Genomic DNA, 24441 nt, shown 5'->3' with positions numbered 1-24441 from the left:
GGGGAAAAGCTGTGTCAAGGAAAGAAAAAGGTTTATCTGGTAAACAAAAAGCAGCACTCCTGTTAATATCACTAGGACCAGAAGTGTCCGCTGCGGTATATAAACACTTAAGCGAAGAGGAAATAGAACGTTTAACGTTAGAAATTTCAGGAGTTAAAAAAGTTGAACCAGAGATAAAAGAAGAAATCATCGAAGAGTTCCATAATATTGCACTCGCACAAGACTACATTTCTCAAGGTGGAATTGGTTATGCGAAAACTGTATTAGAAAAGGCTCTTGGATCGGATCAGGCTCAAACAATTATCAATCGATTAACATCTTCTCTACAAGTAAGACCTTTTGATTTTGCGAGACGCACAGATCCTGCTCAAATTTTCAACTTTATTCAAAATGAACATCCGCAAACAATTGCGCTAATACTTTCATATTTAGAGCCACAGCAAGCGGGTATTATACTTTCATCTTTACCTCAAGAGGTACAAGCTGATATAGCGAAACGTATCGCAATGATGGATTCAACATCGCCCGAAGTTATTAGTGAAATTGAATCAGTATTAGAACGCAAATTGTCATCAACTGTGACGCAAGATTACACCGAAACTGGTGGCGTTGATGCAGTTGTAGAAGTCCTTAATGGTGTTGATAGACAAACAGAAAAAACAATTCTGGATGCACTTGAAATTCAAGATCCAGAACTAGCAGAAGAAATCAAAAAACGTATGTTTGTCTTCGAAGATATTGTTACACTGGATAACCGCTCAATTCAACGTGTTATACGCGATTGTGAAAATGAAGATTTACTCCTTGCAATGAAGATTTCAAGCGAAGAAGTAAAAGAAATTATTTTCAAAAATATGTCCCAACGTATGGCTGAAACATTTAGAGAAGAGATGGAAGTAATGGGACCTGTTCGCCTGAGAGATGTTGAAGATGCACAAATGAGAATCGTTGCAGTAACACGACGCTTAGAGGACGCAGGTGAAATCATTATCGCTCGTGGTGGAGGAGATGACGTCATTGTCTAGAATCATTCGATTCGATGATACTCTATCATCCAAAGAGAAAATTAGAACAATTGAAATACGCGAGTTAAGATTGCCCGAAGATCAGCAAGAAGTCGTTGAGGATTATTCCTTAGAAGATGTAATAGCTGAAAGAGAACGTATTATTGCTGAAGCGCAGTCCGAGATTACTATTCAACAACAAAAATTCTTCGCACAGTGCGAAGAACAACAGCAGGTACTTGATTTTGCTAAAGAGCAATGGGAACAAGATAAGCTTATTCTTCAACAACAAGCTTACGATGAAGGTTTTCAGCAAGGCTTAGAAGAAGGACGCTTAAAAGCTGAAGACAATATGTCAGAAGCAGTTCAAATAGCTAATGAAACTACTATCAGTTCACAAGAAAATGCTCAACAATATCTAGAAAGTCAAGAAAGAGTCATTTTAGAACTGGCTATGAATGCTGCGACTCGCATTTTAGGGACAGCCTTAGAAGAAAATGGAGAGCTGTTTTTGAATGTGGTCCGTCGAGGTTTAAAAGAGGCAAGAGAGATGAAAGAAATTAAGCTGTATGTATCACTTACTTATCATAAGCTCGTATCAAGTCATCGAGACGAATTAGCTTCCATCTTCCCAGTGGATGTCCCATTCATGATTTTCGTAAATGAAGAACTAAATGATACGGATGGTTATATCGAAACAAATCACGGAAGAATTGTCGTGAGTATCGATGAACAGCTTAATGAATTACGATTGAAACTAATAGAAATATTAGAAAGCGTGGATCAGAAATGATGAAAGCGTCGCAGTTGGTTGAGCATATTCCATCAGTACAAACATTTAAAAAGTATGGTCGAATAACTCGTGTAGTTGGTCTAATGATTGAATCGCAAGGTCCTGAAAGCTCTGTTGGTGATGTATGTAAAATTCATGTGCAATCTTCAAAAAATGGACCTACAGAGATTTTAGCTGAAGTTGTCGGTTTTAAAGATGAAATCGTTGTACTCATGCCGTTTACATCAATTAGAGAGATTTCGATAGGATGTTTAGTTGAGGGAACAGGGTCACCTTTAGAAGTAAAAGTAGGGCCTGAACTTATTGGTAAAGTATTGGACTCAATGGGATTACCTATTGATGGACACAACTTACCAAAAGGCCTTGCTACTGTTCAGACAGAGGAAGACCCACCAAACCCTTTAACTAGACCACCTATAAATGAAACCCTTGAAGTGGGTGTAAAAGCAATAGATGGCATGTTAACGGTTGGTAATGGCCAGCGTGTTGGTATATTCGCCGGTTCAGGTGTTGGTAAAAGTACCCTCCTAGGAATGATAGCGCGAAATACAGAAGCAGATTTAAATGTTATCGCACTTATTGGAGAACGTGGTCGTGAGGTTCGTGAATTCATCGAACGAGATCTTGGCCCTGAAGGCTTGAAGCGCTCAATCGTTGTCGCTGCTACATCTGATCAACCTGCTCTGATGCGTATTAAAGGGGCATTTACAGCTACAGCAATTGCAGAGTACTTCAGAAATAGAGGACTAAATGTCATGCTCATGATGGATTCTGTCACTCGTGTTGCTATGGCTCAACGTGAAATTGGTTTGGCGGTTGGTGAACCACCTGCTACGAGAGGTTATACACCTTCTGTATTCTCTATTTTGCCAAAGTTATTAGAACGAACAGGTACAAATGAACATGGTTCTATAACAGCTTTCTATACGGTATTAGTAGACGGGGATGACATGAATGAACCAATCGCAGATACAGTACGAGGTATTTTAGATGGACATATCGTGCTTGATCGTACATTGGCAAATAAAGGGCAATATCCGGCTATTAACGTTTTAAAAAGTGTCAGCCGTTTGATGAATCATATTGTCTCTAAAGAACATGTACAAGCTGCAGAACGGTTGCGAGAACTGTACTATACGTATAACAAATCAGAAGACTTGATAAATATAGGTGCCTATAAGCGAGGAACTTCCAAAGAAATTGATCAAGCCATTCATTATGAGCCTCTAATTACAGCATTTTTGAAACAAGGATATTTAGATAATGTTAGTATGCAGCAGAGTGTGAATGAACTAATCAGTTTATCGAATGGTGGTGGGCTGTAAATGAGCGCATATACATATCGCTTTGAAAAAGTAATGACAGTGAGAGAGCAAGAAAAAAATGAAACAGAAATTGCTTATAAAGAATCTGTCAGAGTTTTTGAAGAAGTAGCTACCAAACTTTATAATCTGCTAAAGAAAAAAGAAGATCTAATTGGTTTTCAACAACAACGAATGTCTACTGGTTCTAGTATCGATGAAATTCATCATTATTCAAGATTTATTGATAGTCTTGAAAAGACAATAGTGGATGTACAGCAAAAGGTTATTCAAGCTCGCTCTAAAATGGAGTGGCATGAACAGAAACTGCTGGAAAAGTCGTTAGAGTTTCGGAAGTATGAAAAGATGAAAGAAAAAGATCTTGAAACTTTTAAAGAAGAACAAGAAAGACTTGAAGCAATTCGACTAGATGAACTATCATCAGTCGCATATTACAACAAAGAAATCAGGTGATGGCATGGCGAAAAAAAATTTGGAGCATACAAAAGCTTCGGAAATAAAAGCACCTAGTACGCTTCAAAGGCTTTTTTATTGGGTGATTATACCATTACTATTTACAACTGCCGTTCTCCTGATCATTGCGCATTTATTAAACGTAAATGTTTTTGAAAAAGCAAAAGAATGGACAAGTGGTACAGCCCAAAGTACTAACGAAAAAGTGTTAAATGAAAATGATGCAAAAGAAAATGCTAAACAAACTGTGGAGCTAAAAGCTCAAATTAAAGAAAAAGAAGCCCAAATTGCGCAATTACAAGGTCAAATAGAAGACTCGAAAAACGAAAAATCTAAGCTAGTTATTGAACAAGATCGACTAATAGCTGAAATCGATAAGCTTGAAAAGGGAAAAGTAGAAACACAAAAAGAATTTAGCAGTATAGTGTCAACCTTTGAAAAAATGACACCAAAAGCAGCAGCTCCAGTCATCATAAATATGAGTGATTCGGAAGCAATTAAAATACTAGCTAGCTTAAAACCTGAAACGTTGGCGAAAGTATTAGAGAAGATGCCAGCAAAAGACGCTGCACGATATACGGTATTGTTAGCTAAATAAAAATTCTATTAGTCGGAAGGAGGTGAAATCATGAATATAGATTCGATACAAATAGAAGCACCCAAAGCAAGTAGTCAATCAAAAAATTCAACTGATAGCTCAACTAATACTGGATTTTCGGATTACTTGTTATCTTCTAATAAGACTGAACCGCCAACTTCATCTACAACAAATAGTAATAGTAATCAAAGTAATATAGATAAGTTGAATAATCAGTCCATAAAGGAATCCACATTTAGCTCAAATAGATTATCTATCGATCTATCAAGAGGTCTAGAAGGTTTACTTGGACAAGTGCTAAAAAGCAATACTGCTGGAGATCAAGAACAAGCAATCACTATAGAAGATATGTCAAACATCCTTGGTGTAACTTCTCTAACTGATTTAAATAAATTGCTGAACAGTGCAATCGATGAAGCTACTCTAAGTACTGAAAGTATTTCATTAGATAAATTAGGCGAGTTGTTAGGAGTAAACGTTGAAGATTTACAAGCTGCGATTCAAAAGTTAACAGGTGATGATACACAGGCAAAAGATGTTTGGGATTTACTTGCCGGTATCGATCAAAATGCCTTTGCATTTATGCAGAATTTGATGGCTTCTATTAGTGGAGAAAAGGGTGCAACAGTTTCTCAAAATCAGGCTTCAGATGTACTGAAATTTTTAAAATTAGTTGAGCTTGCAGTACCTAAAACAGATTTAGTCTTAAATCAGGAATTACAAGTATTTCAAGTGAAAGAATGGATGTCTGCTTTATCTACAAAAGTAGAACAGCTTCTAAATCAAGCATCGAGCAGTCAACTTCCACTCATAAAATCTAAAGATGTACAACCATTAATGCTTAATTTAACCGATGCCAGTGCCAATGAAAGTGTAACAACAACTTTGACAGAAACAAAAGGTACAGCTAACACGACTGTGACATTAACATTACCAACAAACAAGGCTTCTCAGGCTGAAACGTTTGTCAAAGAGTTCCAAGCAATTATGAATCGTAGTCAAACTTCAAATGCACAAGGAATGACGAAGCTTTTGATTAAACTGTACCCAGAAAATTTAGGGACGATTCGTGTGGAACTAGTACAAAAAGATGGTGTTATGACAGCTAGATTGTTAGCCTCAACAGCACTTGGTAAAGAAATGCTAGATAGTCAGTTAAATACTTTAAAACAAGGTTTAGTTAACCAAAATATACAACTTGATCGTATTGATGTCACACAAGCCTTAAGTGATGCAAATCGTCAAGAAAAAGGCCAGAATCAATTCAATCAATCATTTAAGCAACAAGCACAGGACCAAGACGCTAAAAATAAAGACGAGCAAGATGAAGAACTAACATTTAGCGACTATTTAATGGAAATGGAGGTGTAGGATTATGGCAGATACAACGAAAATTCCAGATAAAAAGAGTATTTTAGATGATTACAATGTTGCCAATAAACCATCTAACCAAAGACAAACAGGTAACTCTGCTTTAGGTAAAGACGCATTCTTGCAATTGCTAATTACACAATTACAAAACCAAGATCCAACAAACCCAATGGATGATAAAGAATTTATCGCACAAATGGCTCAATTTTCATCTCTTGAACAAATGACGAATATGACAACAGCACTAGAGAATTTAACGCAATTACAACAACAATCGCAGTTAATTGAATTTAATTCATTCATCGGCAAAGATGTGAAATGGCATGAAGTAACAGATAAAAAAGGTGAAGATGGTAAACCGATTGTTAATGAAGGAACTGGTACTGTAGTTCGAGTTAAATACAATGGTGAGGGAGTTATCTTTGTATTAGCAGACGGTAAAGAATTAACACCATCAAATATTTCAGAAGTGATTAATGGAAGTACAGGCAGTACCGGGGGGTCCCTAGTAGAAGCGAGTATGTTAATTGGGAAAAATATTACATACAAAGTGACTGAGGATAAAGATGATAATGAAGAATCTGAAGAATCTCCAAATGAAGTAACTAATGAAGCAACCGTCCAATCCGTTTCAAAAAAAGATGGACAAATCAAATATATACTTAGTAACGGTGATGAAGTAACAGCTGATCAAATCGTGTCCATTGCTCAAGGGAAATAAAATATATGGTGGATAAAATTAGATTTCAGCAACATATACAACAACTTCAACCAACTTTAAGACAACAGTCAATTGCAAGACCGAATGTTTCTACAAGCAAACAATCCTTTAGTCAAGAGTTAGAAAAAGCAACAAGTAGCCAACAGTTAAAGATAAGTAAGCACGCTTCAGTTCGTCTGAACGAACGAGATATTCATATTGATGAAAAGCAATGGCAAAGAATTACTGAAAAAGTATTCGAAGCACGCTCAAAAGGTGTGAATGATTCACTTGTTTTAACTGATCAGGCAGCGCTCATAGTTAGTGCGAAAAACGCCACAGTAATAACAGCAATGGATCGTAATGAAGCAAAAGATCAATTATTCACCAATATCGACGGCACAATTGTGCTGACATAAGGCAGGACCTTTTAAGGGTGCCTTAGTACTGCCAAATGACAGAAGCAGTACACTCTAAAATCGAAGGGAGAAAATTAAGTTATGCTACGTTCAATGTATTCAGGCATCAGTGGTCTTAAAAATTTCCAAACAAAATTAGATGTAATCGGTAACAATATCGCCAATGTTAATACCTACGGGTTCAAAAAAGGTCGCGTCGTGTTTAAAGATGTATTCTCACAGACAAGCGCAGGTGCTTCAGCGCCGACTGCTACTACTGGAGGTACAAACCCAAAACAAATTGGCTTAGGTTCTCAAATTGCTGCAATAGATACAATGCATGAAGGTGGTTCATTGCAAACCACTAACCGAGTGTTAGATTTAGCGATTTCTGGTGATGGATTCTTTGTTGTTATGGATAAGGATGGGAAAAACTTAAAGTATACACGTGCTGGGAACTTTTATATGGATAAAAATGGAGACCTAGTTAATGCTGAAGGTAAGTATTTAAAAGGAACTGCTGGAGTAATAAATATTCCTACAACTGCTCAAAGTATGTCTGTCGGTAAAGATGGGTCTGTAGATTATGTTGATGAAGCAGGTGTATTGCAAAAAGCAGGTCAATTAGAATTAGCTAAGTTCCCAAATGCTGGAGGTTTATCTAAGGAAGGTTCTAATTATTATAATGAAACTTCAAACTCAGGGGCACCTACAGTAGGCACAGCTGGTCTAAAGGGTATTGGTGTAATCGCTTCTGGTGCTCTCGAAATGTCCAACGTAGATCTATCAGAAGAATTCACTGATATGATCGTAGCGCAACGTGGTTTCCAGGCGAATACACGTATTATCACTACATCAGATGAAATTTTACAAGAGCTTGTTAACTTAAAACGATAAGTTTTAGCTAAAATTTTTTCATTAAAAGGAGGGGGCTGGGTCGGCTCTCATGACTCGGCCCTTATTTCCTATGATTACAGTAACTAAATTAAATGGTAAACCATTCTCATTAAATGCTTTATACATAGAATCGGTCGAGGAGTTTCCTGATACGACGATTACGTTAACGACCGGACGAAAATATGTTGTATTAGAAACTGAGAAAGAAGTGAGTAATCGTATGATTGCTTTTTATCACAGTGTTCAGCTCCTATCAAACCCGCACTTAAGAGGTGAAGAAGATGAAGAATAACAAACTTTTAACCATTATGTTGATTATCTTAGTTTCAATTACACTGCTTGGTGTTATTGCATTGGTAACTGTCAATCAGTTGAACAAAGGAAGTGCCAAAGAGCCAAGTATCGATGATATCATCGAAGCTTCTGTAGATGTTCCAGAATTGACAACAAACCTTGCCGGAACAAATTTTGTTAAAATTTCACTAAAAATCCAAACTGATAGCAAAAAAGCTGCTGAAGAAATCGGTAAACGTGATTTCCAGGTGAAGAGTATTGTGATTGAAGAAATGTCAGAGATGACAAAAGGTGATTTAGAAGGAAAAAAAGGAAAGAAAATGCTACAAACAACGTTAAAAACAAGATTTAATGAACTGATGCAAGACGGTAAGGTACAAGAAGTTTACATTACTTCCTACATCATTCAGTAAGGTCAATTATTTTGAAATGGAGGTGGGAAAATGGCAGGAGATGTGTTATCCCAGTCCGAAATTGATGCGCTTTTATCAGCGTTATCAACGGGTGAGATGACGGCTGATGATATTAAGAAAGATGAAGAGGCTAGAAAAGTTAAAGTTTATGACTTTAAACGAGCTCTACGTTTTTCAAAAGATCAAATCCGAAGTTTGACCCGAATACATGAAAACTTTGCACGTCTTTTAACGACGTTTTTCTCAGCTCAGCTTAGGACGTACGTGCAAATAACTGTAGCATCTGTGGATCAGATTCCATTTGAAGAGTTCATTCGTTCAATTCCGAATATGACACTCATAAATGTTTTCGAAGTACCACCTTTAGATGGCAATATCCTAATGGAGATTAATCCTAATATTGCGTATTCAATGTTAGATCGTTTAATGGGTGGAACTGGAGCAAGTCATAGTAACGTCGATAACTTAACTGAAATTGAAACAAAAATTATGACAAATTTATTTGAACGTTCGTTCGATAACTTGCGTGAAGCATGGGCAAACATAGCTGATATTGATCCAGCTTTATCTGAGCTTGAAGTGAATCCACAGTTCTTACAAATGATTTCTCCAAATGAAACGGTTGTTGTTATTTCATTCAACTCAATCATTGGAGAAACAAGTGGCATGATTAATATTTGTATCCCTCATGTCGTATTAGAGCCGATTGTACCGAATCTATCGGTTCGTTACTGGATGCAATCTAACAAAAAAGAAGTTTCACCAGAACAAACAGCGATTCTTGAAAATAGTGTGAAACAATCTAATTTACCAGTAATAGCAGAGCTTGGTAATGCTGAAATAACAATTGAAGACTTCCTTCTATTGTTACAAGGTGATGTTATTCAACTGGATCAGAAAATTAGCCAACCACTTACATTAAAAGTTGGCGATATACCTAAATTTACTGTTCAACCAGGGAAACTGAAAAAACGAATGGCTGTTCAAGTTTTAGAGTCTTTGAAAGGAGGAGACGAAGTTGATGAGTGATGAAATGTTATCACAAGAAGAAATTGAAGCCCTATTAAGAGGCGAATCTCCAGAACTAGAAAATAAGAAGTCTTCTCAAATTGAATACAAAGTAGAGGAATATTTAGATGCATTATCTCAAGATGCACTAGGTGAAATCGGTAATATTTCCTTTGGTAGTTCTGCAACGGCGTTATCATCGTTACTTGGCCAAAAAGTTGATATTACAACACCAACAATCAGTATGATTAATCGTGATAATTTGGAGGAAGAGTTTCCTCATCCATATGTAGCGGTTCAAGTAGAATATACGACGGGCCTTGTGGGTATGAACTTATTAGTCATCAAACAATCGGATGCAGCAATTATAGCTGATTTAATGTTAGGTGGAGATGGTGCTAGCCCTGCAGATGAACTTGGTGAGATTCATTTAAGTGCTGTACAGGAAGCAATGAATCAAATGATGGGTTCTGCTGCAACATCTATGTCTACGATCTTTAATAAAAAAGTGGACATTTCACCGCCATCAATCGATTTGATGAATATTTCAAAAAATGAAGGTAGAGATAATATTCCGGAAGAAGATTTACTTGTTAAAGTTTCATTCCGCTTGAAAATTGGTACTTTAATAGATTCAGATATTATGCAACTACTACCTCTTGGATTTAGTAAGAAGTTGGTTAACCAATTACTGAATCAAGATACTGAAGAAATTGCTTCAACTATGGTTGCGCCTGCGCCAACACCAACACCACAGGCAGCACCAGTTCAAGCACCTCCTGTACAACAGGTACCAGTAGCCCAACCTGCTCCAATGCAAGAACAACAATATCAACAATCGTATGCAATGCCTGAAAGACCAATGTATACACAACAGCCAGCAAATGTACAACAAGCGCAATTTGCTAGCTTTGAAAATGCATCATTGAAGCAAGCAGAAGCTAGAAATTTGAATATGCTACTTGACATACCACTGCAAGTTACTGTTGAATTAGGACGTACGAAGCGTTCCGTAAAAGAGATATTAGAACTAGCAAGTGGATCTATTATTGAACTTGATAAACTTGCTGGGGAACCGGTTGATATTCTAGTAAATAGCCGTCTCATTGCTAAAGGAGAAGTAGTTGTAATAGACGAAAACTTCGGTGTTCGTATTACAGATATTTTGAGTAAAGCGGATCGCTTAAACAATCTAAGATAGATAGTTATTGGAGGAGTTAGACATGTCTAAAAGGATTTTAATTGTGGATGACGCAGCTTTCATGCGCATGATGATCAAGGATATTTTAACAAAAAATGGTTTTGAAGTTGTGGGGGAAGCTGGAGATGGTGCTCAAGCTATTGAGAAATACAGCGAATTAAAACCAGATTTAGTAACAATGGATATTACTATGCCTGAGATGGATGGAATTGCCGCATTAAAATCTATTAAAGAAAAAGATCCAAGTGCAATTGTTATTATGTGCTCAGCAATGGGACAACAAGCAATGGTAATCGATGCAATCCAAGCAGGTGCAAAAGACTTTATCGTAAAACCTTTCCAAGCTGACCGTGTTATCGAAGCGATCCAAAAAGCGTTAGGTTGATCAGAATGTTTTATAAAGCCTTATTGAAACTGATGTTGTGTGCATCATTATTAACAATTACATTTATTAATCCTATGCTAAACCCGACACCAGCCTTTGCTGAGAAGGGTGGTATGGTGGATGATTGCTATAACAAAGATAAAGATGTATGCAAAGAGGATTCAACTACAGCTGTCGATAAAAACACACAATCGACAGCTGTCGGCTTGTCTCCATGGGATTATATTAAAATGGTCCTAGCTCTTATCTTTGTAGTAGCCCTATTGTACGGAATGTTAAAATTCGTAAATAGTCGCAACCAAAAATATCAACATAATCAATTGATGCAAAATTTAGGTGGATTATCTTTAGGCCAACAGAAATCGGTGCAGCTCTTAAAAGTAGGAGATTCGCTCTATTTAGTTGGCGTAGGTGAAGATGTACATATTCTTAAGGAAATCTCAAACGAAGTCGAAAAAGAGCGTCTAATGACCTTATATAACGATAAACAGGAATTTGCAAATCAAGTTCCATATATTGCAGACCTTTTTACTAGTTTAAAAGAAAAAGTACGACCTTCATCGAAAGTAGATGAAAAACCAAATGAAGAATTCAAAGATCTTTTTCAACAAAAAATCTCAAAAATAAAATCTGATCGTAGTAAGGATTTGAATGAGTGGAAGCAAAAGGAGAGCGATAAAGAATGAGTGATTTAGTTAATTATTTCTCAGACAGTAATCCATCCAATGTTTCTACTTCTGTAAAACTGATGTTAATGCTAACGGTCCTATCATTAGCACCAAGTATATTAATACTAATGACATCCTTTACGAGGATTGTTATAGTCCTATCGTTCGTACGTACAGCTCTAGCTACACAACAAATGCCTCCAAACCAAGTAATAGTTGGATTGGCACTTTTTTTAACATTCTTTATCATGGCACCAACATTCCAAGAAGTGAATAAAGAAGCATTACAGCCTCTTTTTGATGAGAAAATCACACTGGATGAAGCTTACGACAAAGCGAGTGGGCCATTCAAAGACTTTATGAGTCAGCATACAAGACAGAAGGATTTAGATTTATTTTTAAAATATTCTGGTGCAGAACGTCCTGAAACGATTCAGGATATTTCATTAACTACTTTAGTACCTGCTTTTGCGTTAAGTGAGATTAAAACTGCTTTTCAAATTGGTTTCATGATTTTCATACCATTCCTTGTAATCGATATGATTGTCGCAAGTGTATTAATGTCTATGGGGATGATGATGTTACCGCCAGTTATGATTTCACTACCATTTAAAATCCTATTATTTGTACTTGTAGATGGCTGGTATCTTGTAATGAAATCATTGCTGCAAAGCTTTTAGGGGATGAATCAATATGACAGGTGAAATGGTCATTTCAGTTGCAGAACGTGCGATCATGGTTGTCCTACTTACTTCAGGGCCTTTATTACTAATCGCTTTAATTACTGGTTTGGCGGTCAGTATTTTCCAAGCAACGACACAAATTCAAGAGCAAACGCTTGCCTTTGTGCCAAAAATTATCGCTGTTTTAGTCGGTATTGTGTTTTTTGGACCTTGGATGCTTACGCAAGTGACTTCGTATGCAACAGATATTTTTGAAAATTTACTGCGATATGTAGGGTGATCGAATGGAAGAACTAGTACCTAAAGTAACTGTGTTCCTTCTCATTCTTGTGCGAATCTCGGCATTTTTTATAACGGTACCCTTGTTTTCTTATAAAACAATCCCGTCGAAAATGCGACTTACATTAGCGGCAGTAATTGCATGGATGATGTACTACACAATTGACGTTACTCCTATGGAAGTAAACGGGGAATACATATTATTAGTTATGAAAGAAGCCATGGTTGGTTTAATTATCGGCTTAATTGCTTATATGATTATGTCAGCTATCCAAATAGCAGGAAGTTTTATAGACTTCCAAATGGGTTTTGCTATTGCGAATATTATAGATCCACAGACAGGGGCACAAAGTCCTCTCTTAGGACAATTCTTTAATACATTGGCATTGTTAGTATTGCTAGGTATCAATGGGCATCATTTACTACTAGATGGTATTTATTATAGTTATGAATACTTGCCAATTGGTGAAATGTGGCCATCCTTTGGATCGGAAAATTCCACTGAATTTATTATTAAAATGTTTGCTACAGTGTTTGGTATTGCCTTTCAAATGGCTATCCCAATTGTTGCTACGTTATTCTTAGTTGATATTGCTTTAGGGATAACAGCTAGAACAGTTCCACAGTTGAACATTTTTGTGGTTGGTTTCCCAATTAAAATTGGTGTGAGTTTTCTAGTTCTTGTAGCAATGATGGGGGTAATGGTAGCAGTTATTCAAAAGTTATTTAATATTATGATTGTTAGTATGCGTGATTTTATGGTTCTAATAGGTGGTGGATAAGATGCAATATATTCGTCTTGACTTACAATTTTTTGCGGGAGAAAAAACTGAAAAAGCAACGCCAAAGAAACGATTAGATGCCCGAAAAAAAGGTCAAGTATTAAAAAGTCAGGATGTCACAAGTGCAATTGTCCTCCTATCTGTTTTTTTATTTTTATTATTTGGCGCCGCCTCTATGCGAGATAGCGTCATGGCATTTTTTAAACAAACATTTAGTCGATACTTGTTAGTTGAATCCATTTCGATTAGCTCAGTTATGGAAGTCTATAAAGAAGTCATGATTGAGATGGCATTTGTCTTGTTACCTATTATGGTGATTGCGGTAATTGCTAGTCTCGCGGGAAACTTCTTTCAATTTGGATTACTTTTTACAACAGAGTCATTAAAATTTGATTTAAAGAAGATTGATCCAATTAAAGGCTTAAAACGGATGTTCTCAATGAGGGCTATTATTGAGTTATTAAAATCAGTTTTAAAAATAACCTTTATCGGATCAGTTACAACAGTTATTCTTCTCATGAATATAGATGATGTACTAAGTTTGTCTTTTAAATCTCCGTGGGTCACTTTAATAACTGTTGGAAAATTAACAGTAATAATGGGGATTGCAGCTTCACTTACATTATTTTGTGTGGCAATCTTGGATTATTTCTACCAGAAGTTTGATTATGAAAAAAACTTAAAAATGTCCAAGCAGGATATTAAAGATGAATATAAAAATACCGAGGGTGACCCTCTCATAAAATCAAAAATTAAACAACGTCAACGTGAAATGGCCATGCGTCGTATGATGTCGGAAGTACCTAAAGCGGACGTGGTTATAACCAACCCAACCCATTATGCAATCGCGCTGCAGTATGATGATGAAAGTATGGATGCGCCAAAAGTTGTAGCTAAAGGGACCGACTTTATCGCACAAAAGATTAAATTGATTGCCAAAGAAAATGATGTTGAGATGGTGGAAAATAGACCATTGGCTAGAGCAATGTACGATCAAGTGGAAGTTGGGGGCCGCATCCCAGACGAGTTTTTCAAAGCGGTTGCGGAAGTTTTAGCTTATGTATACCGTATTAAACGCAAAATTTAAAGTTTTAAGCAGGAGGGACAAGTATGAAAATTCGCGACATAGGGGTATTATCGGCAGTTATTTTAATTGTAGCGATGCTCATTATCCCTCTACCTCCGTGGATGTTAAGCTTTCTCATTATTATTAATATATCGCTAGCGTTATTAGTTTTATTAACAGCTATGAACATGCAAGAGGCACTTCAATTTTCAATTTTCCCATCATTACTTTTATTACTTACATTGTTTCGCTTAGGATTAAATGTTTCAACAACCCGAGCAATTTTAAGTGGTGGTGAAGCTGGGAACGTAGTTGAAACATTTGGTACCTTTGTTGTAGGTGGCAATATTCTTGTCGGTTTAGTCGTGTTCGTAATTTTGATAATCATTCAGTTTATCGTTATTACGAAAGGGTCTGAGCGTGTTTCTGAAGTTGCAGCCCGTTTTACATTGGATGCGATGCCAGGTAAGCAAATGGCGATTGATGCAGATTTAAATGCAGGATTAATTTCTGAAACAGATGCTCGTCAAAGACGTGAAAAAGTAAGTAATGAGGCCGATTTCTACGGAGCTATGGACGGTGCCACAAAATTTGTAAAAGGGGACGCCATTGCAGGTATTATTATCGTCATCATTAACCTGCTTGTAGGAATGATTATCGGCGTTGTGCAAATGGATTTAGAGTTTTCTGAAGCAGTGCATTTGTTCTCTACTTTAACAGTAGGTGACGGTTTAGTATCACAAATTCCAGCATTATTAATTTCTACAGCAACTGGTATTGTAGTAACCCGCGCAGCTTCTGACGGTAATTTAAGTACAGATATTACGGGGCAATTACTTGCTAATCCGAAGTTGTTGTATATTGCAGCAGGTACAATCTTTCTGTTAGGGATTGTAACTCCAATTGAATTAATTTATACAGTGCCATTGGCTGGGCTACTTGCATTCGTCGCCTATCGTATAAGTCATCAAAAACAAGAAGAAATTGAAGAGTTACAAGAAATTGAAGAAGAAGTGGCTTCTGATAATCTGAAAAGTCCAGAAAATGTCATTAATTTATTGAATGTTGATCCAATTGAATTTGAATTCGGATATGGATTAATACCATTAGTAGATGCAGCCCAGGGTGGGGATTTATTAGATCGTGTTGTAATGATTCGACGACAACTTGCGCTTGAGTTAGGGATTGTCATTCCGGTTGTTCGTATTCGCGATAATATTCAATTACAACCGAATGAATATCGTATCAAAATAAAAGGGAACGAACTTGCGCAAGGTGAACTATTATTAGATCACTACTTAGCAATGAGTCCTGGAGATGATGACTCCATTGAAGGAATCGATACAGTAGAGCCCTCATTTGGTTTACCTGCAAAATGGATTACTGAGCAAGTGAAAGAGGAAGCCGAAATGCTTGGGTATACAGTAGTAGATCCGCCTAGTGTTGTTTCTACTCATTTGACTGAAATTATTCGTGCAAACGCTTCAGACTTACTTGGTCGCCAAGAAACAAAACAATTAATCGATCATTTAAGAGAATCAGCACCAATTTTAGTTGAAGAGTTAACACCAACGCCATTATCAATTGGTGAAATTCAAAAAGTATTGGCAAAATTATTGGAAGAAAATGTTTCAGTTCGCAATTTACCAATTATTTTCGAGACATTAGCAGATTATGCAAAGCTAACATCAGATGTAGATGTTCTTACTGAGTATGTCCGCCAAGCACTTGCTCGTCAAATTACTGCTCAGCATGCAGGCAGTCAGCCAGAATTAAAAGTATTAACTGTAGCTGCTAAAGTGGAAAAAATGATTGCAGATAGTATTCAACAAACGGATCACGGAAACTATTTAGCGATGGATCCACAAGATTCTCAAGCGATATTAGAATCTATTGCAAGAGAAATAGAACGTATTGCATTCTTTGAACAATCTCCGGTGATCTTATGCTCACCAGCTGTTCGAATGTACCTACGACAATTGACAGAGAGATATTTCCCTCAAATTCCAATTCTTTCGTATAATGAACTGGAAGCATCAATTGAGATCCAAAGTGTTGGGGTGGTGAATGTTGAATGAAAATGAAAAAGTATGTAGCACCGTCAATGCCAGCCGCAATGAAAAAAGTTCGTGCTGATTTTGGTGATGATGCAGTCATTGTCAATTCAAAAGTAGTTTATTCAAAGGGTTTTTTAGGATTATTCAAAAAGAAAAGTATTGAAGTGGTAGCAGGGCTAGATCGCGCAGAAGTAAGAGAGTCTGCGCCTCTTCTAGCTCCAGTTCAGCCTTTGATTGAAAAAAGTATTCATTCAGATCAAAATTCTGAAGAAATCAAAAAAGATATAGCTGATCTAAAATTACTTATGCAATCAATGCAACGACACTCTGTAGGGGCCAAGTATCCAGATGAACTCTTACCTCTGATTGAACAACTAGAGAAACAGGAGCTAAATCAAGAGCTTGTCACATGTATTGGTGATGAGCTTTTTGCAATTATAAAAAATAGTAAAGGAGATTTATTGCAAGAGGAGCTTTTCAAACTTGCAAAAGAATCTCTAATAGCTAGTATTGAACAACTTCCTTTCGGTGGCATTTCTTATGAGAAAAAATATATAAACGTTTTAGGACCAACTGGAGTTGGTAAAACGACAACAATTGCCAAAATGGCTGCTAGAGCCGTACTTGAGAAGAAACAAAAAATAGGTTTCATTACGACTGATACGTATAGAATTGCTGCGATTGAACAATTGAAAACGTATGCGAATTTATTACAAGCACCTGTAGAGATTGTTTACAACAAACAAGACTATGAACATGCGCTAGAAAAATTTGATCATCTAGATTTAATCTTTATAGATACCGCTGGGCGTAACTACAAAGAAGTGAAGTACGTAGAAGATTTACAAAAATTAATCGATTTCGAACAAAACATGGAAAGCTTTTTAGTCCTATCAATGACATCAAAAGAGCGAGACATGGAAACGATAATTCAACAATTTTTGGCATTTCCTATTACTAAACTAATATTTACTAAGCTTGATGAAACAAATTCTATTGGCTCAATGATTAATTTAATGGTTAAATATAATAAAGGACTTGCTTACTATACGACTGGTCAAGAAGTACCAGAGGATATTGAGGAGGCTTCTTTAGAAAGTGTAGTTGAATTGTTCTTTCAAGGAGATAGGAAATGAGAGATCAAGCAGAATCTTTAAGAATGTATATGATGCGTAGCCAAGGATTAATAGGGAAATCTATTGCGGTTGTCAGTGGTAAAGGTGGCGTTGGAAAAAGCAATTTCACCACGAATTTTTCTAATACTTTAGCCTCTTATGGTAAAAAAGTTGTCATTGTTGATATGGATATCGGGATGGGCAATATTCATATTCTTTTAGGTGAAAGTGCTAGGAAAAGTTTGAAGGACTATTTACAGGGGGAGTGTTCATTACAAGAGGTTATTTTTGAGGGGCCAAATGGTTTGCAATATATTTCCGGTGGTACGGGTATGGTTGGGCTAATGGAATGGTCTGATAAAATGTTTAATCGTTTGATTGAAGCATTTGAAGCGTTGCAAAAGTCATTTGATTACATAGTGTTCGATATGGGAGCAGGAGCAACTAATTGGTCTTTAGATTTGTTAGTCGCTGTTGAAGATATTATTGTCATTTCTACAACTGAGCCAACATCAATTACAGATGCTTATTCAATGATGAAATATATTCACTTTAAAGACCCAGAGAAAAAATTCTATCTTCTTTGTAATCGTACAATGGATCAAGAAGAAGGTCCTGATGCCCTTAGACGTTTAAGCCATGCTATGTCACGATTTTTGTCAAAAGAAGTCACTGTGTTAGGGTCTTTACCTGAAGACCCACTTGTAAGACAGGCTGTTCGTAAACAAGTTCCTTTTTCGATTTTATTTCCAAATGCGCCAATTACGAAAACGTTACGAGATATAACTTATCGTTATATGAAAGATTGCATTGAGGAAGTACATGCACCGGCTCAGACGAATAAGTTTTTGTCTAAATTGAAGAGTATTTTTTCGAAAGGTCGTGATTAGTTGAACATTTCTCAACCGAAAAAGTTACTCATCGTTGATGATTCTGCTTTTATGAGGAAGCTCATATCAGATTTTTTTACGGATAATACTAAAATACAAGTTATAGGCACGGCTCGTAACGGTAATGATGCATTGCGCAAGATTAAAAGCCTTAAGCCTGATGTTGTGACTATGGATGTTGAAATGCCAGAAATGAATGGTTTAGAAGCTCTTAAAAGAATCATGGCAGAGTCACCAGTACCGGTTGTTATGCTATCAAGTACGACAGAACGGGGTGCGGATTCGACCTTAGAAGCAATGGCAAATGGTGCTGTTGATTTTATTGCTAAACCTAGTGGTACAATTTCGCTTGATTTACATAAAATCAAAAATGATCTTGTGTATAAAGTTGAACATGCTGCAAATGTACAAGTTTCAAAACTTCGGCAAACGATTGTCCAATCAAATACAACTAAATTAACTGGAGAATTGAGTGGTTCTGGTCTTTTATCACGAAATGTACCGAGAGTTCAGCAACAGATAAGAATGGCTGAAACAGCTGCAACACAAGTCAAAAAAGAATGGTCAGCTCATACTAAGAAACTGATACTTATTGGTACTTCAACTGGAGGTCCAAGAGCTTTACAAGAAGTCATTACTAAAATACCGGCAACCATCAAAGCTCCCATCCTAATAGTTCAACATATGCCTGCTGGTTTTACAAAGTCATTATCCAATCGATTAGATCAACTGGCTGATATTACTGTAAAAGAAGCTGAAAATGGTGACATTTTGCAAAATGGAGTTGCTTACATAGCTCCTGGTGGCTATCATATGAAACTTCGCAAAATAGGTATGTCTTATGGCATCACACTAGATGCTCAAGAGCCTCCTCGTGGAGGGCATAGACCTTCTGTTGACGTACTTTTTGAAGATACTTGTCAATTTCATGAAATTGATAAAATAGCCGTTATTATGACGGGAATGGGTGCCGATGGAACGAAGGGTTTAATTCAATTAAAGAATACAGGAAAAGTTATAGCCATTACTGAATCTGCTAATACATGTATTGTGTATGGCATGCCTAAAGCTGCTTTTGAAACTGGATTAGTTGATGAAGTAGCGGATGTAGATGATATTGCAGATACGATAATGAAATATTTGCCTTAAAGGGGGCCATTCTATGGATACGAATCAATATTTAGAAGTGTTTATTGATGAAAGTAAAGAGCATCTTCAGTCTTGTAGTGAAAGTCTACTAGAATTAGAGAAAAACCCAGATGATTTAGCAATTGTGAATGATATTTTCCGTAATGCTCATACATTAAAAGGTATGTCAGCGACAATGGGCTTCGAAGATTTAGCTGATTTAACTCATAAAATGGAAAATGTTTTAGATGCTATTCGTAACGAAAAGATTAAGGTTACACCAGAAATTTTGGATGTTGTCTTTGAGTCAGTAGACCATCTTGAAGAAATGGTTAACGATATTGCAAGTGGTGGAGATGGGAAAAAGGATGTAAGTGCAACAGTAGAATCTCTAAAGAAAATTGAATTAGGTGAAGTATTTACGAATACAATTTCAAATAACGAAGTGGCAGCAACTACAAATGTTGAACCCGCAGTGTTACTTGAATACGATGACTTTGAATTAACGGTTATACAACAATCACAAGAACAAGACTTTAACACTTATGAAATTTCAGTTCATCTACGTGAAGATTGTTTATTAAAAGCAGCACGCGTATATATGGTGTTTGAATTACTTGAAAAATTGGGTGATGTTATCAAATCATCTCCTTCTGTTGAAAAGCTTGAAGAAGAGCAATTTGATAATGACTTCTATATTGCCTTTATAACAAAAGAGCCAGCTGAAGATATTGAAAAGAAATTGTTAAAAGTATCTGAAGTAGATCGTGTCATTGTACAGCTAGTTGATTTCCAAGTCTTAAATCAAGCAATGCTAGGAACGGTAGAAACTCCACAAATTGAACAAGCCGTTGTAGAACAACCACAACAACAGGTTGCCAAGAAAGAATCTGTCGATGCACCTGCTGCTAAAAAGACACCTGTAAAAAATGGTGGTGGTCACGCAACTAGTAAAACAATTCGTGTGAATATTGAACGACTTGATATTTTAATGAATCTGTTTGAAGAGTTAGTAATTGATCGTGGGCGTTTACAATCAATCGCGTCAGAATTAAATCATAGCGAACTAAATGAAACAGTTGAAAGAATGTCCCGAATTTCTGGGGACTTACAAAATATCATTTTAACAATGCGAATGGTGCCAGTTGAAACAGTATTTAATCGTTTCCCTAAAATGGTGCGACAGTTAACGCGTGAATTAAACAAAAAAGTAAATCTAGAAATTATCGGAGCTGAAACAGAATTAGATCGTACTGTTATTGATGAAATCGGTGATCCACTTGTTCACTTAATTCGCAATGGCTTAGATCATGGTGTTGAGAGCCCTGAAGTACGTCGTGCTAAAGGAAAACCAGAAGAAGGTACAATCGTTCTGCGTGCTTACCATAGCGGTAACCATGTCTTCATCGAATTAGAGGATGACGGCGCAGGTATTAACCGTGAAAAAGTATTGTCTAAAGCAATCTCTAAAGGTGTCGTAACGCCAGAAGTTGCAGCATCAATGACAGACAATCAAGTAAATGAATTAATTTTATCATCCGGGTTCTCAACGGCAGACGTTATTTCAGACGTATCCGGTCGTGGTGTAGGACTAGATGTAGTTAAATCCACAATAGAATCTTTAGGTGGGAATATTACAATCGAATCGACTGAGGGTAAAGGTTCATTGTTCTCAATTCAACTACCGTTAACATTATCTATTATTTCTGTAATGCTTGTGGAAATTGAAAAAGAGATTTATGCAATTCCTTTATCTTCAATTATTGAAACATCAATTATTCGCTCTTCGGATATTATGAATGCACACAATCAAAAAGTAATTGATTTCCGCGGAAAAGTTGTGCCTCTTGTATTTTTAGAGGAAATCTTTGAAGTACCACGTAATGAAGCAATAGATGAAGAGTTCCATTCAGTGGTCATCGTCCGTAAAGGTGAGAAAATGGCTGGACTAGTTGTTGATTCATTTATTGGACAACAAGAAATTGTTCTGAAAGCTTTAGGAAATTATTTAACAAATGTCTTTGCTATTTCTGGTGCAACAATTCTTGGTAACGGAAAAGTTGCATTAATCGTAGACTGTAACGCGCTTATTAAATAATGAAATGATTGAAAGAGGTGTAAATGATGGTAAATACGCTCGATATAGAAAGTTTGAAAGTAATTGTTTTTCAATTGGCAGATAAAGAGTACGCAATTCCTGTTAGTCAAGTTCAAGGAATTGAAAAAACAATGCATATTACACGTGTTCCAAAAACACCGAGATACGTGAAAGGTGTTATCAACTTACGAGGTGTAGTAACGCCAATCATTGATTTACGCGAACGTTTTGACTTGGATACTTCTTCAGATAATGAAAGTACTAGAATCATCATTATTTCATTGGATGAAATGGAAGTAGGATTTATTGTTGATGCAGCTAATGATGTAATGGATATACCAAAGGAATCAATTGAACCGCAACCTGAAGTGGTTGGTTCATTAGAAGAAGAATTCATTTCAGGTGTTGCGAAAGTCGGTAAGCGCCTTCTTATTTTGCTTCATTTAGATAAAGTACTAAATACGTTAAAGTAAAGAAAGGTATGAACCTATGACATTTCAAGATAAAATCACGTCATTACATTTAGATGTTTTGAAAGAGATTGGTAACATTGGAGCAGCGCATGCTGCTACTGCTCTTTCATCTTTATTGAATACAAAAATAGATATGCGTGTACCGAAAGTTGAAATGGTGTCATTTAATGAAATGATGGAAAGAGGTGGCGGTGCGGAACAAGTAGTCGCTGGCATCTATTTGAGAATTGAAGGAGATGCTAAAGGTGGAATGTTCTTTATTCTACCGATTGAACAAGCTAATCACTTCATACAAAAATTAATACGAGATGAAGGCTTTGATTTCCGTAAAACACCTGTTTCCGAATTAGGTTTTTCTGCAATGCAAGAGCTCGGAAATATTTTATCGGGCTCATACTTATCAGCGCTCTCGGATTTCACTGGTTTGAAAATTTATCCAACTCCACCTGCGTTAAGTATTGATATGTTTGGTGCTATTATCAGTTTTGGATTAATTGAAGTATCTCAAGTGAGCGATCATGTTATCGTCATTGATACTACGATTTATGAAGAAAATATGGGAGATACAGAGACTGTAAGAGGACATTTCTTCTTGTTACCTGATCCCGACTCCTTTGAATCTATTTTTAGAGCATTAGGAGTTTCTTAATATGATAGATAGCCCTAGTGTAGTCAAAGTAGGAATAGCTCAAATGGACGTAGCAAAAGCGCCTAACACAATCCGAACATCTGGATTAGGTTCATGTGTAGGTGTAGTGTTATATGATGAATCAAAAGGGATAGCAGGGTTAATTCATGTGATGCTTCCAGATTCACAACTCGGTAGAACAGACTCGATCAATGTGGCGAAATTTGCCGATACAGGTATTCCTGCCATGGTAAATCAACTGAAACAAGAGGGGATCCAACTTTTTAAGCTAAAAGCAAAAATAGCTGGAGGGGCGCAGATGTTCCAATTTACATCGAGTAGAGATTCTATGAGAATTGGACCACGCAATGTAGAGGCTGTGAAGTTGCAATTAAAGAAACTGTCCATTCCTCTAATTGCGGAAGATACTGGTGGTAGTAGTGGTCGAACGATAGAGTTTGATTTACAAACGACCAAATTAAATATTCGAACAGTAAATCAAGGAGTGAAAGATATATAATGGTTGGTTCTATTTTATGGAATTGTTGGGCTTCTCTGATTGGATTTTCAATTTATTTTTTCATAACATTCCAATCATTTAAGACGCCAACGACGATATTATCAAGTTCATTTATTGTTGCGTTAGTCGTATTTTTAATTGCGTTTTTAGTACGTTTTGTCATTGCATTTGTCTTTTTTTCACCACTATCAGAAGAGACTCATGCTGAGGGTGAACTTGCAATGAACAATGAACAAGTAAAAGAGCAACAGACTGGTCAAACGAATAATAACATTGAAGAAAATGCTGAAGAAGTAGCAAAAGTAGTTCAATCCATGATGTTAGAAGACATCAAATGATCATGATTTGCTTGGAATTAGAGGATTTTATACAGAAATAGATTGATATAATAGATTTACAAATTGTACTTTACTAAATGGGAGGATTCGGCGATGCAACCAACTGTTAATGAAGAGCAGAAGCTTTGGAGTAGCTGGACTGCTGAACGAGATCCTCGTGCAGGAGACTTGCTAATACGAAAGTATATCCCATTAGTATCCTATCACGTACAGCGTATTAGTACTGGCTTACCTAAAAATGTGTCAAGGGATGAATTAACAAGCCTTGGAATGATGGGACTCTTCGATGCATTAAATAAATTTGATCCAACTCGTGATTTGAAATTTGATACATATGCATCATTTCGCGTTCGTGGTGCTATTATTGATGGTCTTAGAAAAGAAGATTGGCTTCCACGTTCTGCTCGTGAAAAAGCAAAAAAATTAGATGCACAAATTGAGTCGTTAGAACAACGTTTAATGCGTCATGTAACACCAGAGGAAATTGCTGCTACTTTAGATGTGCCTGTTGATGATATCTATCAAACAATGCAAGAACACTTTATTTCAAATGTATTATCAATGGACGAGCAGTCTTCAGAACAGGATGATCATGAAGGTAAATCATTTATTATTCGTGATGATACTGTGAAAACACCTGAACAAGAAGTTGTGAAAATGGAATTACTCGGGGATCTTGCGGACAATATATTGAAGTTAAATGAGAAAGAGCAACTTGTATTAAGTCTGTTTTATACAGAAGAAATGACACTCACTGAAATTGGAGAAATGCTAGAGCTTTCAACTTCACGTATTTCACAAATCCATTCAAAAGCATTATTTAAATTGCGGAATCTATTATCATCTGAAATGCAAAATGCATAAATGGAGGCATGTTGT

Annotated in this window: 29 protein-coding genes; all 29 read left to right on the top strand. The window is 36.5% G+C overall.

The window, feature by feature from the left end; all coding sequences use genetic code 11:
* Positions 1 to 11 precede the first annotated feature (11 nt).
* The 29 genes from fliG (at position 12) to MHH98_RS16600 (ending at position 24426) form a co-directional block, all read left to right on the top strand.
* Positions 12 to 1025 (top strand): flagellar motor switch protein FliG, encoded by a 1014-nt coding sequence (gene fliG, locus MHH98_RS16740; RefSeq protein WP_038184093.1) that lies wholly within the window; start codon positions 12 to 14, stop codon positions 1023 to 1025.
* Positions 1009 to 1797 carry a flagellar assembly protein FliH gene (gene fliH / locus MHH98_RS16735; protein ID WP_210402663.1) on the top strand — a complete coding sequence of 263 codons (789 nt, stop codon included), beginning with the start codon at positions 1009 to 1011 and terminating at the stop codon, positions 1795 to 1797. The genes fliG and fliH overlap by 17 nt, the downstream gene beginning before the upstream one ends.
* Positions 1797 to 3122 (top strand): flagellar protein export ATPase FliI, encoded by a 1326-nt coding sequence (fliI, locus tag MHH98_RS16730; RefSeq protein ID WP_076034178.1) that lies wholly within the window; start codon positions 1797 to 1799, stop codon positions 3120 to 3122. Before fliH ends, fliI begins: the two co-directional genes overlap by 1 nt.
* A complete protein-coding gene (gene fliJ / locus MHH98_RS16725) occupies positions 3123 to 3572 on the top strand; it encodes a flagellar export protein FliJ (protein ID WP_038184109.1) in 450 nt (149 codons plus the stop codon).
* Positions 3529 to 4170, top strand: coding sequence for a MotE family protein (locus tag MHH98_RS16720; RefSeq protein ID WP_340711554.1), 642 nt, complete (start codon positions 3529 to 3531; stop codon positions 4168 to 4170). The genes fliJ and MHH98_RS16720 overlap by 44 nt, the downstream gene beginning before the upstream one ends.
* A gap of 30 nt (positions 4171 to 4200) precedes the next feature.
* Positions 4201 to 5541: a flagellar hook-length control protein FliK gene (locus MHH98_RS16715; RefSeq protein WP_076065420.1), complete on the top strand. Its 1341-nt coding sequence runs from the start codon at positions 4201 to 4203 to the stop codon at positions 5539 to 5541.
* A gap of 4 nt (positions 5542 to 5545) precedes the next feature.
* Positions 5546 to 6262, top strand: coding sequence for a flagellar hook assembly protein FlgD (flgD, locus tag MHH98_RS16710; protein WP_076065419.1), 717 nt, complete (start codon positions 5546 to 5548; stop codon positions 6260 to 6262).
* An 8-nt stretch (positions 6263 to 6270) separates the two neighbouring features.
* Complete coding sequence (locus MHH98_RS16705) at positions 6271 to 6660, top strand: TIGR02530 family flagellar biosynthesis protein (protein WP_038184448.1); 390 nt, start codon at positions 6271 to 6273, stop codon at positions 6658 to 6660.
* A gap of 81 nt (positions 6661 to 6741) precedes the next feature.
* Positions 6742 to 7536, top strand: a complete 795-nt coding sequence (gene flgG / locus MHH98_RS16700) for a flagellar basal body rod protein FlgG (protein WP_038184115.1) — start codon at positions 6742 to 6744, stop codon at positions 7534 to 7536.
* A 70-nt stretch (positions 7537 to 7606) separates the two neighbouring features.
* On the top strand, positions 7607 to 7828 hold the full coding sequence (locus MHH98_RS16695) for a flagellar FlbD family protein (RefSeq protein ID WP_076034177.1): 222 nt from the start codon (positions 7607 to 7609) through the stop codon (positions 7826 to 7828).
* Positions 7818 to 8243 (top strand): flagellar basal body-associated protein FliL, encoded by a 426-nt coding sequence (fliL, locus tag MHH98_RS16690; protein WP_076034010.1) that lies wholly within the window; start codon positions 7818 to 7820, stop codon positions 8241 to 8243. Before MHH98_RS16695 ends, fliL begins: the two co-directional genes overlap by 11 nt.
* Positions 8244 to 8273: 30 nt before the next feature.
* On the top strand, positions 8274 to 9272 hold the full coding sequence (gene fliM, locus MHH98_RS16685; protein WP_038184120.1) for a flagellar motor switch protein FliM: 999 nt from the start codon (positions 8274 to 8276) through the stop codon (positions 9270 to 9272).
* Positions 9265 to 10452, top strand: coding sequence for a flagellar motor switch phosphatase FliY (gene fliY / locus MHH98_RS16680; protein ID WP_076065418.1), 1188 nt, complete (start codon positions 9265 to 9267; stop codon positions 10450 to 10452). The genes fliM and fliY overlap by 8 nt, the downstream gene beginning before the upstream one ends.
* Before the next feature lie 22 nt (positions 10453 to 10474).
* A complete protein-coding gene (locus MHH98_RS16675) occupies positions 10475 to 10837 on the top strand; it encodes a response regulator (protein ID WP_038184126.1) in 363 nt (120 codons plus the stop codon).
* A 5-nt stretch (positions 10838 to 10842) separates the two neighbouring features.
* Entirely contained in the window at positions 10843 to 11523 is a 681-nt protein-coding gene (locus MHH98_RS16670) for a flagellar biosynthetic protein FliO (RefSeq protein WP_038184129.1), read from the top strand.
* Positions 11520 to 12185 carry a flagellar type III secretion system pore protein FliP gene (fliP, locus tag MHH98_RS16665; RefSeq protein WP_038184132.1) on the top strand — a complete coding sequence of 222 codons (666 nt, stop codon included), beginning with the start codon at positions 11520 to 11522 and terminating at the stop codon, positions 12183 to 12185. The genes MHH98_RS16670 and fliP overlap by 4 nt, the downstream gene beginning before the upstream one ends.
* 13 nt (positions 12186 to 12198) lie before the next feature.
* The gene (fliQ, locus tag MHH98_RS16660; RefSeq protein WP_038184135.1) at positions 12199 to 12468 is read left to right on the top strand and encodes a flagellar biosynthesis protein FliQ; all 270 of its coding nucleotides are present in this window, start codon (positions 12199 to 12201) and stop codon (positions 12466 to 12468) included.
* Positions 12469 to 12472: 4 nt separating this feature from the next.
* On the top strand, positions 12473 to 13249 hold the full coding sequence (fliR, locus tag MHH98_RS16655) for a flagellar biosynthetic protein FliR (protein ID WP_038184138.1): 777 nt from the start codon (positions 12473 to 12475) through the stop codon (positions 13247 to 13249).
* A gap of 1 nt (position 13250) precedes the next feature.
* Positions 13251 to 14336 (top strand): flagellar biosynthesis protein FlhB, encoded by a 1086-nt coding sequence (flhB, locus tag MHH98_RS16650; RefSeq protein WP_038184141.1) that lies wholly within the window; start codon positions 13251 to 13253, stop codon positions 14334 to 14336.
* Between the two features lie 23 nt (positions 14337 to 14359).
* Positions 14360 to 16393, top strand: a complete 2034-nt coding sequence (gene flhA, locus MHH98_RS16645; RefSeq protein ID WP_038184144.1) for a flagellar biosynthesis protein FlhA — start codon at positions 14360 to 14362, stop codon at positions 16391 to 16393.
* A complete protein-coding gene (gene flhF / locus MHH98_RS16640; RefSeq protein ID WP_340713279.1) occupies positions 16390 to 17508 on the top strand; it encodes a flagellar biosynthesis protein FlhF in 1119 nt (372 codons plus the stop codon). Before flhA ends, flhF begins: the two co-directional genes overlap by 4 nt.
* Entirely contained in the window at positions 17505 to 18377 is an 873-nt protein-coding gene (locus MHH98_RS16635; RefSeq protein ID WP_038184160.1) for a MinD/ParA family protein, read from the top strand. Before flhF ends, MHH98_RS16635 begins: the two co-directional genes overlap by 4 nt.
* A 51-nt stretch (positions 18378 to 18428) precedes the next feature.
* Positions 18429 to 19526 (top strand): protein-glutamate methylesterase/protein-glutamine glutaminase, encoded by a 1098-nt coding sequence (locus MHH98_RS16630; RefSeq protein ID WP_235175723.1) that lies wholly within the window; start codon positions 18429 to 18431, stop codon positions 19524 to 19526.
* A 13-nt stretch (positions 19527 to 19539) separates the two neighbouring features.
* Positions 19540 to 21603, top strand: a complete 2064-nt coding sequence (locus tag MHH98_RS16625) for a chemotaxis protein CheA (protein WP_038184165.1) — start codon at positions 19540 to 19542, stop codon at positions 21601 to 21603.
* 26 nt (positions 21604 to 21629) lie between these two features.
* Complete coding sequence (locus MHH98_RS16620; protein WP_038184167.1) at positions 21630 to 22076, top strand: chemotaxis protein CheW; 447 nt, start codon at positions 21630 to 21632, stop codon at positions 22074 to 22076.
* A gap of 16 nt (positions 22077 to 22092) precedes the next feature.
* The gene (locus MHH98_RS16615; RefSeq protein ID WP_038184169.1) at positions 22093 to 22725 is read left to right on the top strand and encodes a chemotaxis protein CheC; all 633 of its coding nucleotides are present in this window, start codon (positions 22093 to 22095) and stop codon (positions 22723 to 22725) included.
* A 1-nt stretch (position 22726) separates the two neighbouring features.
* Positions 22727 to 23224, top strand: coding sequence for a chemotaxis protein CheD (locus MHH98_RS16610; RefSeq protein ID WP_038184171.1), 498 nt, complete (start codon positions 22727 to 22729; stop codon positions 23222 to 23224).
* On the top strand, positions 23224 to 23562 hold the full coding sequence (locus tag MHH98_RS16605; protein ID WP_038184173.1) for a hypothetical protein: 339 nt from the start codon (positions 23224 to 23226) through the stop codon (positions 23560 to 23562). Before MHH98_RS16610 ends, MHH98_RS16605 begins: the two co-directional genes overlap by 1 nt.
* 93 nt (positions 23563 to 23655) lie before the next feature.
* Complete coding sequence (locus tag MHH98_RS16600) at positions 23656 to 24426, top strand: FliA/WhiG family RNA polymerase sigma factor (RefSeq protein ID WP_038184175.1); 771 nt, start codon at positions 23656 to 23658, stop codon at positions 24424 to 24426.
* The last annotated feature ends 15 nt before the right edge of the window (positions 24427 to 24441 follow it).

Source organism: Viridibacillus sp. FSL H8-0110 (assembly GCF_038003565.1).
GTDB classification, from domain to species: domain Bacteria; phylum Bacillota; class Bacilli; order Bacillales_A; family Planococcaceae; genus Viridibacillus; species Viridibacillus arenosi.
Note: the sequence above shows the minus strand (reverse complement) of the source record. Positions and strands in the feature narration are given on the sequence as shown.

What these genes read in the sequence shown, in the direction of transcription:
- MHH98_RS16600 (WP_038184175.1), top strand. Translation starts at nt 23,656, where the DNA reads ATGCAACCAACTGTTAATGAAGAGCAGAAGCTTTGGAGTAGCTGGACT.
- flgG (WP_038184115.1), top strand. Translation starts at nt 6,742, where the DNA reads ATGCTACGTTCAATGTATTCAGGCATCAGTGGTCTTAAAAATTTCCAA.
- flhB (WP_038184141.1), top strand. Translation starts at nt 13,251, where the DNA reads ATGCAATATATTCGTCTTGACTTACAATTTTTTGCGGGAGAAAAAACT.
- fliH (WP_210402663.1), top strand. Translation starts at nt 1,009, where the DNA reads ATGACGTCATTGTCTAGAATCATTCGATTCGATGATACTCTATCATCC.
- MHH98_RS16625 (WP_038184165.1), top strand. Translation starts at nt 19,540, where the DNA reads ATGGATACGAATCAATATTTAGAAGTGTTTATTGATGAAAGTAAAGAG.
- MHH98_RS16635 (WP_038184160.1), top strand. Translation starts at nt 17,505, where the DNA reads ATGAGAGATCAAGCAGAATCTTTAAGAATGTATATGATGCGTAGCCAA.
- MHH98_RS16605 (WP_038184173.1), top strand. Translation starts at nt 23,224, where the DNA reads ATGGTTGGTTCTATTTTATGGAATTGTTGGGCTTCTCTGATTGGATTT.
- MHH98_RS16695 (WP_076034177.1), top strand. Translation starts at nt 7,607, where the DNA reads ATGATTACAGTAACTAAATTAAATGGTAAACCATTCTCATTAAATGCT.
- flgD (WP_076065419.1), top strand. Translation starts at nt 5,546, where the DNA reads ATGGCAGATACAACGAAAATTCCAGATAAAAAGAGTATTTTAGATGAT.
- MHH98_RS16630 (WP_235175723.1), top strand. Translation starts at nt 18,429, where the DNA reads ATGAGGAAGCTCATATCAGATTTTTTTACGGATAATACTAAAATACAA.
- fliR (WP_038184138.1), top strand. Translation starts at nt 12,473, where the DNA reads ATGGAAGAACTAGTACCTAAAGTAACTGTGTTCCTTCTCATTCTTGTG.
- fliL (WP_076034010.1), top strand. Translation starts at nt 7,818, where the DNA reads ATGAAGAATAACAAACTTTTAACCATTATGTTGATTATCTTAGTTTCA.
- fliP (WP_038184132.1), top strand. Translation starts at nt 11,520, where the DNA reads ATGAGTGATTTAGTTAATTATTTCTCAGACAGTAATCCATCCAATGTT.
- MHH98_RS16675 (WP_038184126.1), top strand. Translation starts at nt 10,475, where the DNA reads ATGTCTAAAAGGATTTTAATTGTGGATGACGCAGCTTTCATGCGCATG.
- fliQ (WP_038184135.1), top strand. Translation starts at nt 12,199, where the DNA reads ATGACAGGTGAAATGGTCATTTCAGTTGCAGAACGTGCGATCATGGTT.
- MHH98_RS16715 (WP_076065420.1), top strand. Translation starts at nt 4,201, where the DNA reads ATGAATATAGATTCGATACAAATAGAAGCACCCAAAGCAAGTAGTCAA.
- MHH98_RS16610 (WP_038184171.1), top strand. Translation starts at nt 22,727, where the DNA reads ATGATAGATAGCCCTAGTGTAGTCAAAGTAGGAATAGCTCAAATGGAC.
- MHH98_RS16620 (WP_038184167.1), top strand. Translation starts at nt 21,630, where the DNA reads ATGGTAAATACGCTCGATATAGAAAGTTTGAAAGTAATTGTTTTTCAA.
- fliJ (WP_038184109.1), top strand. Translation starts at nt 3,123, where the DNA reads ATGAGCGCATATACATATCGCTTTGAAAAAGTAATGACAGTGAGAGAG.
- fliY (WP_076065418.1), top strand. Translation starts at nt 9,265, where the DNA reads ATGAGTGATGAAATGTTATCACAAGAAGAAATTGAAGCCCTATTAAGA.
- fliM (WP_038184120.1), top strand. Translation starts at nt 8,274, where the DNA reads ATGGCAGGAGATGTGTTATCCCAGTCCGAAATTGATGCGCTTTTATCA.
- MHH98_RS16670 (WP_038184129.1), top strand. Translation starts at nt 10,843, where the DNA reads ATGTTTTATAAAGCCTTATTGAAACTGATGTTGTGTGCATCATTATTA.
- MHH98_RS16615 (WP_038184169.1), top strand. Translation starts at nt 22,093, where the DNA reads ATGACATTTCAAGATAAAATCACGTCATTACATTTAGATGTTTTGAAA.
- MHH98_RS16720 (WP_340711554.1), top strand. Translation starts at nt 3,529, where the DNA reads ATGAACTATCATCAGTCGCATATTACAACAAAGAAATCAGGTGATGGC.
- flhF (WP_340713279.1), top strand. Translation starts at nt 16,390, where the DNA reads ATGAAAATGAAAAAGTATGTAGCACCGTCAATGCCAGCCGCAATGAAA.
- flhA (WP_038184144.1), top strand. Translation starts at nt 14,360, where the DNA reads ATGAAAATTCGCGACATAGGGGTATTATCGGCAGTTATTTTAATTGTA.
- fliI (WP_076034178.1), top strand. Translation starts at nt 1,797, where the DNA reads ATGAAAGCGTCGCAGTTGGTTGAGCATATTCCATCAGTACAAACATTT.